The 10,218-nt window shown below is 41.4% G+C and carries 10 protein-coding genes; 8 read left to right on the top strand and 2 right to left on the bottom strand.

Features of this window, described 5'->3' with window-relative positions; translation table 11 throughout:
- Together PAN06_RS11150 and PAN06_RS11145 are read right to left on the bottom strand one after the other, a co-directional pair.
- Positions 1 to 301, bottom strand: a 301-nt coding sequence (locus PAN06_RS11150) for a YSIRK-type signal peptide-containing protein (protein WP_269796334.1), incomplete at its 3' end; no start/stop codon positions are given.
- A gap of 317 nt (positions 302 to 618) precedes the next feature.
- A complete protein-coding gene (locus PAN06_RS11145) occupies positions 619 to 1,335 on the bottom strand; it encodes a GntR family transcriptional regulator (RefSeq protein ID WP_042749780.1) in 717 nt (238 codons plus the stop codon).
- A gap of 319 nt (positions 1,336 to 1,654) precedes the next feature.
- Here PAN06_RS11145 and PAN06_RS11140 point away from each other — a divergent pair, with 319 nt between their 5' ends.
- The 8 genes from PAN06_RS11140 to PAN06_RS11105 all read left to right on the top strand — a co-directional run.
- A complete protein-coding gene (locus PAN06_RS11140; protein WP_070842460.1) occupies positions 1,655 to 3,442 on the top strand; it encodes a beta-galactosidase in 1,788 nt (595 codons plus the stop codon).
- On the top strand, positions 3,439 to 3,915 hold the full coding sequence (locus PAN06_RS11135) for a PTS system mannose/fructose/N-acetylgalactosamine-transporter subunit IIB (RefSeq protein WP_000156970.1): 477 nt from the start codon (positions 3,439 to 3,441) through the stop codon (positions 3,913 to 3,915). The genes PAN06_RS11140 and PAN06_RS11135 overlap by 4 nt, the downstream gene beginning before the upstream one ends.
- Positions 3,916 to 3,941: 26 nt before the next feature.
- Positions 3,942 to 4,847 (top strand): PTS mannose/fructose/sorbose/N-acetylgalactosamine transporter subunit IIC, encoded by a 906-nt coding sequence (locus PAN06_RS11130; RefSeq protein WP_000617013.1) that lies wholly within the window; start codon positions 3,942 to 3,944, stop codon positions 4,845 to 4,847.
- Complete coding sequence (locus PAN06_RS11125) at positions 4,834 to 5,655, top strand: PTS system mannose/fructose/sorbose family transporter subunit IID (RefSeq protein WP_070842459.1); 822 nt, start codon at positions 4,834 to 4,836, stop codon at positions 5,653 to 5,655. Before PAN06_RS11130 ends, PAN06_RS11125 begins: the two co-directional genes overlap by 14 nt.
- A 3-nt stretch (positions 5,656 to 5,658) precedes the next feature.
- Positions 5,659 to 6,063: a PTS sugar transporter subunit IIA gene (locus tag PAN06_RS11120; RefSeq protein ID WP_020903318.1), complete on the top strand. Its 405-nt coding sequence runs from the start codon at positions 5,659 to 5,661 to the stop codon at positions 6,061 to 6,063.
- 210 nt (positions 6,064 to 6,273) lie between these two features.
- Entirely contained in the window at positions 6,274 to 7,440 is a 1,167-nt protein-coding gene (locus PAN06_RS11115) for an SIS domain-containing protein (RefSeq protein WP_269796333.1), read from the top strand.
- A gap of 115 nt (positions 7,441 to 7,555) precedes the next feature.
- Positions 7,556 to 8,593 carry an aldose epimerase family protein gene (locus PAN06_RS11110; protein WP_269796332.1) on the top strand — a complete coding sequence of 346 codons (1,038 nt, stop codon included), beginning with the start codon at positions 7,556 to 7,558 and terminating at the stop codon, positions 8,591 to 8,593.
- Between the two features lie 181 nt (positions 8,594 to 8,774).
- Positions 8,775 to 10,218, top strand: a 1,444-nt coding sequence (locus PAN06_RS11105; RefSeq protein WP_269796331.1) for a YSIRK-type signal peptide-containing protein, incomplete at its 3' end; no start/stop codon positions are given.

The raw sequence follows: 10,218 nt of genomic DNA, 5'->3' as shown, positions 1-10,218 counted from the left end.
CTTCCTCTTGTGGTTTTTCTTCTGTTTTTGGACGACTAACTACCTTATCAGTAGCTGGAATGTCTGTTTCTACAGTTTTTGGAGCTTCTGGTTGAAGCTCTGCTTTAGGTGTTTCCTCAGTCCGATTTTCGGATGATTGAGGGGAATTAGAAACCGTATGGATGGTCGGTTGGTTTTCTGTAGTAGGAGTAACTCCATCGGCTGCAACAGTCTGTGCTTGGAAGGCGAATCCAATTAGAACAGAAGCTGCTCCTACAGCGTATTTACGAATAGAAAAACGCTGTTGTTTTTCATGTTTCATTGCAAAACCTCCTGATTGCATTGTTATATTGATAGCGTTTACATAAATCAACACCTTTATTTTATTTCTTATATTAACGAGAGTCAAGAGGAGATGACAAAAAACTATAATAAGTATAAAAAAATATAAAATTTAAACTTAAGATTTCAGATTGGTCGGAAAAGATACATATATATATCTAGTAGAATCTTTTTGGTTCTATTTCTATAAAATACTCCACAAATTATAGAATCTTCCAAAAATAGGTAAGCGCTACCTTTTTGGTGTGGTATAATAAGTATAGAAAAAGCCCAGGCGTTTAGGCTCAGGCTTTCTTCTTAGTGATCACGGTCACATGAAATGAATTTGATTTTGTAGTAATCCGCTCGTTTGTATGTTTCGCTGAATGCGAGAACTTGACCAGTAGACTCTAGTTTAGTAGTCTTGGTTTGTAAAACGGTTGGGAATTGTTCATCGACTCCGAGGACCGAAGCCGCATGTTCTGGAGTTGGAAATGCTATTTCATTGATTTCTTCAAAATGTTCATCATTCATGTGAATGTGGTAATCCAATTTGAAACGGTTATAGATAGAGCTATAATATTCAAGATTTGGATAATTTGCGTTGATGTATTGTTCTGGAATGTAAGATGTATGGTAGATGTAGACAACACCACCTGTTTCGCGTACGCGTTCAATCTTGTAGTAGAACTGATCTCCGCGTAGTCCGAGTTTTTCTAAGTAGCTTAGTTTGTTTCCACGCTCAATAGAAAGGACGGTAACTTTATCATCTTTAGTTTCAAAAACTTCTACATCTGAAAACTCAACGAGTTTATGTTTGCGTGCGCGTGAAACGAATGTACCCTTTCCTTGTTGACGGACAATATAGCCATCCTTGGCAAGGTCGTTTAAGGCGCGGACAACTGTGATAGAACTCACATCATACATTGCAATCAATTCAGCTTCAGTGTAGAATTTATCTCCACTGGCAAATTGACCAGAAATGATTTTGTTCTTTAACTCATCTTTAATATATTGATACTTTGGAATTGCCATATTTTCACCTCGATTTTCCTTCTCCGTTAAAGATTTTACCATAAAACTGGAAAGAATAGTAGCCTTTTGAATAAAAAAATTAGAATAATAGGCTATAAGGTTAATTTACATAGGAATAAATAGAAAAATCTACATTTTTATACATGGTACTAAAATGTTGTTATGACTATAAATTACAAGATTTTTATAAGTTTTTTGTGTAAAATTTAGTGAAAAATGAAAAAAATTGTGAAAACCTATTGACAAATGTAAGATATTGAGATATATTTACTATATCAACAAATGAAAGCGTAAACTTTAGTTGTCAGAAGGTAAGAATATGACACGATTTGAGATACGAGATGATTTTTATCTCGATGGAAAATCATTTAAGATTTTATCTGGCGCCATTCATTATTTTAGGGTTCCTCCAGAAGATTGGTATCATTCGCTCTATAACTTGAAGGCTCTTGGTTTTAATACAGTAGAAACTTATGTAGCTTGGAATTTACATGAGCCTCGTGAGGGTGAGTTTCACTTTGAAGGAGCTCTGGATTTGGAGCGATTTCTTCAGACAGCACAAGATTTGGGTCTCTACGCTATCGTTCGTCCCTCTCCCTTCATCTGTGCGGAGTGGGAATTCGGTGGCTTACCAGCTTGGCTTTTAACCAAAGATATGAGGCTTCGTTCCTCAGATCCTGCTTATATTGAAGCTGTCGGTCGCTACTATGACCAGCTCTTGTCACGGTTGGTGCCACATTTGTTGGACAATGGTGGCAATATCCTCATGATGCAGGTTGAAAATGAATATGGTTCTTATGGAGAAGATAAGGCTTATCTGAGAGCAATTCGACAGTTGATGGAAGAGCGTGGCGTAACCTGTCCCCTCTTTACATCAGATGGTCCATGGCGAGCTACTCTGAAAGCTGGAACTTTGATCGAAGATGATCTCTTTGTGACAGGGAATTTTGGTTCTAAAGCTCCGTACAACTTTTCACAGATGCAGGAATTCTTTGATGAACATGGCAAGAAATGGCCGCTCATGTGTATGGAGTTCTGGGATGGCTGGTTCAATCGTTGGAAAGAACCGATTATCACACGGGATCCCAAAGAATTGGCAGATGCAGTTCGAGAGGTTTTGGAACAAGGCTCTATCAATCTTTACATGTTCCATGGTGGTACAAACTTTGGTTTCATGAATGGTTGCTCGGCTCGAGGAACTCTGGATTTGCCACAAGTTACATCTTATGATTACGATGCCCTTCTTGATGAGGAAGGAAATCCAACTGCCAAATATCTGGCAGTCAAGAAGATGATGGCAACACATTTTCCAGAGTATCCGCAGTTGGAACCACTCTACAAAGAGAGTATGGAGTTAGATGCTATTCCACTAGTTGAAAAAGTTTCCTTGTTTGAAACCTTGGATAGCTTATCTAGTCCTGTAGAAAGCCTTTATCCTAAAAAGATGGAGGAGTTGGGACAAAGCTATGGCTATCTACTCTATCGAACAGAAACAAACTGGGATGCAGAAGAAGAAAGACTTCGTATCATTGATGGTCGAGATAGGGCTCAGCTTTATGTCGATGGTCAGTGGGTCGAAACCCAATATCAGACAGAGATTGGGGAAGATATTTTTTATCAAGGTGAAAAGAAAGCGCTATCTAGGCTAGATATCTTGGTAGAAAATATGGGACGTGTCAACTATGGACACAAGTTCTTAGCGGATACGCAACGTAAGGGAATTCGGACAGGGGTTTGTAAGGATTTGCACTTCTTACTAAACTGGAAACACTATCCACTCCCACTAGACAATCCTGAGAAAATTGATTTTTCAAAAGGATGGACAGAAGGACAACCAGCATTTTACGCTTATGACTTTACAGTCCAAGAGCCAAAAGATACTTACCTAGACTTATCTGAGTTTGGTAAGGGAGTTGCCTTTGTCAATGGGCAGAATCTAGGACGTTTTTGGAACGTCGGCCCAACCCTCTCGCTTTATATTCCTCATAGTTTCCTCAAGGAAGGAGATAACCGCATCATCATCTTTGAAACAGAAGGTGAATATAAAGAAGAGATTTATTTAACTCGTAAACCTACACTAAAACATATAAAGGGGGAAAACTTATGACAATTGTAGGATGCCGTATCGATGGACGTTTGATCCACGGACAAGTAGCCAATCTTTGGGCTGGAAAACTAAATGTTTCACGTATTATGGTTGTAGATGACGAAGTTGTCAACAACGACGTTGAAAAGAGTGGTTTGAAACTCGCGACACCACCAGGTGTGAAATTGAGTATTTTGCCAATTGAAAAAGCGGCAGCCAATATTCTTGCTGGTAAATATGATAGCCAACGTCTCTTTATCGTGGCTCGTAAACCAGACCGCTTCCTTGGTTTGGTCGAAGCAGGTGTACCACTTGAAACTCTCAATGTTGGGAATATGTCTCAAACACCAGAAACTCGTGCCATCACACGTTCTATCAACGTAGTGGATAAGGATGTGGAAGACTTCCACAAACTGGCAGAAAAAGGTGTTAAACTTACTGCTCAAATGGTTCCAAATGATCCAATTTCAGACTTTTTGAGCTTATTAAAATAGGAAAAAATTTTTAGGAGGTCATTGTTATGATACAATGGTGGCAAATTTTACTTCTCACTTTGTACTCAGCTTATCAAATCTGTGATGAGTTGACGATCGTTTCATCTGCAGGTTCCCCTGTATTTGCTGGTTTTATTACTGGTTTAATTATGGGAGATGTGACTACTGGTCTGCTTATCGGTGGTAACTTGCAATTATTCGTTCTTGGGGTTGGTACCTTCGGTGGTGCTTCTCGTATCGACGCAACTTCTGGTGCGGTTCTTGCAACAGCCTTCTCTGTTTCACAAGGAATTGATACAGCACTTGCGATTACAACAATCGCTGTGCCAGTAGCAGCTCTCTTGACTTACTTCGACGTTCTTGGACGTATGACAACTACTTTCTTCGCTCACCGTGTGGATGCTGCAATCGAACGCTTTGACTATAAAGGTATCGAACGCAACTACCTACTTGGTGCGATTCCATGGGCTTTATCTCGTGCCCTTCCAGTCTTCTTCGCGCTTGCCTTTGGTGGTGCCTTCGTACAATCAGTAGTAGACTTAGTTGAAGCCTACAAATGGGTTGCGGATGGTTTGACACTTGCAGGTCGTATGCTTCCAGGTCTTGGATTTGCAATCTTGCTTCGTTACCTTCCAGTTAAACGTAACCTTCACTACCTTGCAATGGGATTTGGTTTGACAGCTATGTTGACTGTTCTTTACTCATATGTAACAGGTCTTGGTGGCGCTGTTGCTGGTATCGTAGGTACTCTACCGAAAGATGTTGCTGAAAAAATTGGTTTCGTGAACAACTTCAAAGGTTTGTCTATGATCGGTATCTCTATCGTAGGTATCTTCCTTGCAGTGCTTCACTTCAAAAATAGCCAAAAAGTAGCTGTAGCAGCACCTTCTACACCATCAGAAAGTGGGGAAATCGAAGATGACGAATTCTAATTACAAACTTACAAAAGAAGATTTTAATCAAATCAACAAACGTAGCTTGTTTACTTTCCAATTAGGTTGGAACTACGAACGGATGCAAGCTTCTGGTTACCTTTACATGATCTTGCCTCAATTGCGTAAAATGTATGGGGATGGAACTCCTGAATTGAAAGAAATGATGAAAGTTCATACTCAATTCTTCAATACTTCACCATTCTTCCACACAATTATCGCTGGTTTTGACCTTGCCATGGAAGAAAAAGATGGTGTAGGTTCAAAAGATGCCGTTAACGGTATCAAGACAGGTTTGATGGGACCATTCGCTCCTCTTGGAGATACTATCTTTGGTTCACTTGTACCTGCTATCATGGGATCTATCGCAGCAACTATGGCTATCGCTGGCCAACCTTGGGGTATCTTCCTTTGGATTGCAGTTGCAGTAGCGTATGACATCTTCCGTTGGAAACAGTTGGAATTTGCCTACAAAGAAGGGGTTAACCTTATCAACAACATGCAAAGTACTTTGACAGCTTTGATTGACGCTGCATCTGTACTTGGTGTCTTCATGATGGGTGCTCTTGTAGCAACAATGATCAACTTTGAAGTTTCTTATAAATTGCCAATCGGTGAAAAGATGATTGACTTCCAAGATATCTTGAACTCAATCTTCCCACGCTTGCTTCCAGCAATCTTTACTGCCTTTATCTTCTGGTTGCTTGGTAAGAAAGGTATGAACTCTACAAAAGCAATTGGTATCATCATTGCTCTTGCCTTAGGTCTTTCATTCATCGGTAAATTCTTACTTGGAATGGGCGCATAATTTATGGCTAAATCATTAATTTTGGTGAGTCATGGTCGTTTCTGTGAAGAGCTTAAAGGTAGCACTGAAATGATCATGGGTCCACAAGACAATATTCATGCAGTGGCTCTTCTTCCAGAAGATGGTCCAGAAGAATTTACTGCAAAATTTGAAGCAGCTATTGAAGGTTTGGATGATTTCCTAGTCTTTGCGGATCTTCTCGGTGGAACACCATGTAACGTGGTAAGCCGTTTGATTATGGAAGGTCGTGACATCGAACTTTACGCAGGGATGAATCTTCCAATGGTGATTGAATTTATCAATGCGAGCCTTACAGGTGCAGATGCGGACTATAAGAACCGTGCTGCAGAAAGCATTGTGAAAGTTAATGACCTGTTAGCGGGCTTCGATGATGACGAAGATGAATAAGATGTGACAACGTGAAAATCACAGGGAAAATAGGCGATAAGAGGATGGAGCGATGCTCCGACGATAATCGGTCTTTTTCCCAAAGATTTTAGTTGGAACTCGATTCAATAAGATGTGACAACGTGAAAATCGTTAGAGCATTTTATATAGAATATACATGGGAATGGGGCTTACTCCCATTCCCATATTTAATAGAAAAAGAGGAAATCAATGCTACATTATACAAAAGAAGACTTGCTCGAATTGGGTGCAGAAATTACTACACGTGAAATCTACCAACAGCCTGATGTATGGAAAGAAGCTTTTGAATCTTACCAAGCAAAACGTGAAGAAATTGCAGCCTTCCTACAAGGGATTGCTGATAAACATGACTATATCAAGGTTATCTTGACAGGTGCTGGGACTTCTGCTTATGTGGGAGATACCTTGGTACCTTACTTTAAGGAAGTCTATGACGAACGCAAATGGAATTTCAATGCTATTGCGACAACAGATATCGTTGCCAATCCAGAAACTTATTTGAAAAAAGATGTGGCAACTGTACTTGTATCCTTTGCTCGTAGTGGGAACTCGCCTGAAAGTGTGGCGACTGTTGATTTGGCTAAAGCCTTGGTGGATGAGCTTTATCAAGTGACGATTACTTGTGCAGCAGATGGTAAATTGGCTCTTCAAGCTCATGGAGATGAACGCAATCTCTTGCTCTTGCAACCAGCTGCTTCTAATGATGCTGGATTTGCCATGACTTCTAGCTTTACGTCTATGATGTTGACAGCTCTCTTGGTCTTTGATCCTACAGAATTTGCTGTGAAAGCTGAACGTTTTGAAGTTGTATCTAGTCTTGCCCGTAAAATTCTAGACAATGCAGAAGATGTCAAAGAACTTGTTGACCTAGACTTTAATCGTGTCATCTATCTAGGCGCTGGTCCTTTCTTTGGTCTTGCTCATGAAGCTCAGCTCAAGATTTTGGAATTAACAGCTGGTCAAGTTGCGACTATGTATGAAAGCCCAGTCGGCTTCCGTCACGGTCCAAAATCTCTTATCAACGAAGATACAGTTGTTTTGGTCTTTGGTACAACGACAGACTACACTCGTAAGTACGACTTGGACTTGGTTCGTGAAGTTGCTGGTGATCAGATTGCTCGTCGTGTTGTGCTTTTGAGTGATCAAGCCTTTGATCTTGAAAATGTCAAAGAAGTGGCCCTTGGTTGTGGCGGTGTCTTGAATGATATTTACCGTGTCTTCCCTTACATCGTTTATGCCCAACTCTTTGCCCTATTGACTTCACTCAAGGTAGAAAATAAACCAGATACACCGTCTCCTACAGGTACAGTAAACCGTGTGGTACAAGGTGTTATCATCCACGAATATCAAAAGTAAGACAGTGTTTATGAATTCTTGACAAGAGGATTTGTAAATTATCAGATAAACCATAGATTGTCAGTACGCTTTCTATGGTTTGTTTGCTTGAGAGAAATAGTAAAAGGAGAATAGAATGAAAGTATACACAGAGCGTGTATTTGGAAATGTTGAGGGCAAGGATGTCTTGGCCTATCGATTTGAGACGGACGGTGGCTACCAGCTTGAGGTTATGACTTATGGTGCGACCATCTTGCGCTATGTCACACCTGACAAGGCTGGAAATTTTGCCAATGTTATCTTGGGTTTTGATGATTTTGATAGCTATGTAGGCAATAGCCCCAAGCATGGAGCGAACGTAGGTCCTGTGGCAGGCCGTATTGCTGGTGCGACCTTTGAGCTTAATGGCAAGACTTATGACCTTGAAGTCAACAATGCTAGCAACTGTAACCACAGTGGTTCAACTGGTTGGGATTCCAGCTTGTTTGAACTAGTTGAGGTGAGCGACCATGGCTTGACCCTCTACACAGAGCGTACAGATGGGACAGGAGGATTTCCTGGGAATCTCAAGATTTGGATCAGTTACCACTTGGAAGAAACTGGTGCCTATGAAATCAGCTACAAGGTAACGACTGATCAGGATACGCTGGTCAATCCAACCAACCACAGCTATTTCAACTTGTCTGGTGATTTCACGCAGACGATTGACCGCCATGTCTTCCAACTAAACACAGAGGGCATTTACCCAATCGCTCCCGACGGTGTTCCTGCCAAAACTCCAGATGCTAATCGTGATGTGGTCAAACACATCTATAATGGTGCCTTGTTGAAAGATATCTTTGCAGAGGATGATGAGCAAATCCAGCTGGTAGCTGGTTTGGATCACCCATTTGCCCTTCCTGCAGGTCATGACAATGCTGGATTCCTTTATGACCAAAATTCAGGTCGCTTCCTGCTTTTCAAGACAGAAGCTCCTTGCTTTGTGGTCTACACAGCAAACTTTGTGGATGAGAGTGTCATCATAGGAGGTCAGCCAATGGTACAGCACAATGGGATTGCCCTTGAAGCGCAGGCTTTACCAGATGCTATTCACAGTGACCTTAAAGACCAAGTCATTCTTAAAGCTGGTCAAACCTTTACAAGTAAGACACGTTATGAGATTGTTGTGAAATAAAAATTTAGAAATATGATAGGTGTTCCAGAAGTTAGGTATCTAATTTTAGGAATGCCTTTTCTTATTCCCTTATTTGCATATCTATCCCTAGAATCTTTTAAAAAGTTGATGTATAATGGGAAGAGTTGTATATTTTGCTATAAATTAATATAATAATTTAAAAATGTAAAAAGAGGGGAATATGAATTTCAAAACTAGTGGAGAAAAAAGACAGAATTTCTCATTAAGAAAATTGGCAGTTGGCCTTGTATCTGTAGCAGTTGCGTGTTTCTTTTTGATGGGAACTGGCCTACAGACTGTATCTGCCCAAGAATCTCATGCCGTTAATTATACTTATGTTTTAGAGTCGGATTTGACTGATCAAGAGAAGACTCTCTTAGTTACATCCCTACCACAAGTAGCGGAAGAAACAGATGCTACCTACTATCTTGTTTATCGAGCAAATCAAGTACTACCCAACACAGGAACTAGCTCTTCCCTAGAAACTGCTGCCTTAGTGGCAGGCCTTAGTTTGCTGGTCGTAGTGGTTCTTAAGGGACGTGATGGCAAGAGCAAGATTAGTCGATTCTTGTTAGTAACCAGTCTAGGAAGCCAGTTGCTGTCTCCAACTGTCCTTGCCTTGACTAGCGAAACACTAGCTGCCTACAACACTCAACTATCTGTTCAGGCAGGAGATGCTTTGCCAGCTCCGGTTGATATTCCTGGTTATACATACATAGGATATGTGAAAAATAAAGTAGACGTTGTTAAGCAATCAGATAAACAGAAGGCGCATGACAGCAAGTCTAACTTAGAAAATGTAGATAGCTCAACGATAGAGGAACAACAAGGAGGAACACCTTCTCCTATAGAGCCTCAACTACAAAAAAACAAAGAAACTGTAGTGCAAGCAAAGGGGGGCCAAGAGCCGGGTCATGAGGGTGCTGCCCTAGTTCAACCCGTTCAACCGACTTATACAGAACCCGTTAGTACCCAAGGCACACAAGATTCAGGTCATGAGGGTGCAGCCCTAGTTCAACCAACGCAACCAGCCTACACAGCCCCAATCAGTACTCAAGGTACACAAGATTCAGGTCATGAAGGCGAGGCTCTAGTTCAACCAACGCAACCAGCCTACACAGCCCCAATCAGTACTCAAGGTACACAAGATTCAGGTCATGAGGGCGAGGCTCTAGTTCAACCAACGCAACCAACGTACACAGCCCCAATTAGTACTCAAGGTACACAAGAGTCAGATCATGAGGGCGAGGCTCTAGTTCAACCAACGCAACCGGCCTACACAGCCCCAATCAGTACTCAAGGTACACAAGAGTCAGGTCATGAAGGCGAGGCTCTAGTTCAACCAACGCAACCAACGTACACAGCCCCAATTAGTACCCAAGGTACGCAAGAGTCAGGTCATGAAGGCGAATCCCTAATCCAAGCAGAGCAGCCGTCTTATACAGCCCCAATTAGCACCCAAGGCACACAAGAGTCAGGTCATGAAGGCGATTCCCTGGTTCAATCAGAACTACCAGTTTACACAGGTCCTCAGGTGGGAGCTCCAGTTGAGCCAACAGTGCCAGAGTCTACAGAAGTTGTTAGCAGTAAGGGGACCCAAGAAATTGGTCACGAGGGTGAGGCTC

The sequence above is a fragment of the Streptococcus sp. SM3 genome (assembly GCF_027497875.1).
The sequence above is the reverse complement of the archived record's forward strand: the minus strand, read 5'-3'. Positions and strand labels throughout refer to the sequence as shown.

Excerpts from the sequence above, each read along its gene's own strand:
- PAN06_RS11135 (WP_000156970.1), top strand. The coding sequence starts at position 3,439 with ATGACAATTGTAGGATGCCGTATCGATGGACGTTTGATCCACGGACAA.
- PAN06_RS11115 (WP_269796333.1), top strand. The coding sequence starts at position 6,274 with ATGCTACATTATACAAAAGAAGACTTGCTCGAATTGGGTGCAGAAATT.
- PAN06_RS11145 (WP_042749780.1), bottom strand. The coding sequence starts at position 1,335 with ATGGCAATTCCAAAGTATCAATATATTAAAGATGAGTTAAAGAACAAA.
- PAN06_RS11140 (WP_070842460.1), top strand. The coding sequence starts at position 1,655 with ATGACACGATTTGAGATACGAGATGATTTTTATCTCGATGGAAAATCA.
- PAN06_RS11130 (WP_000617013.1), top strand. The coding sequence starts at position 3,942 with ATGATACAATGGTGGCAAATTTTACTTCTCACTTTGTACTCAGCTTAT.
- PAN06_RS11110 (WP_269796332.1), top strand. The coding sequence starts at position 7,556 with ATGAAAGTATACACAGAGCGTGTATTTGGAAATGTTGAGGGCAAGGAT.
- PAN06_RS11120 (WP_020903318.1), top strand. The coding sequence starts at position 5,659 with ATGGCTAAATCATTAATTTTGGTGAGTCATGGTCGTTTCTGTGAAGAG.
- PAN06_RS11125 (WP_070842459.1), top strand. The coding sequence starts at position 4,834 with ATGACGAATTCTAATTACAAACTTACAAAAGAAGATTTTAATCAAATC.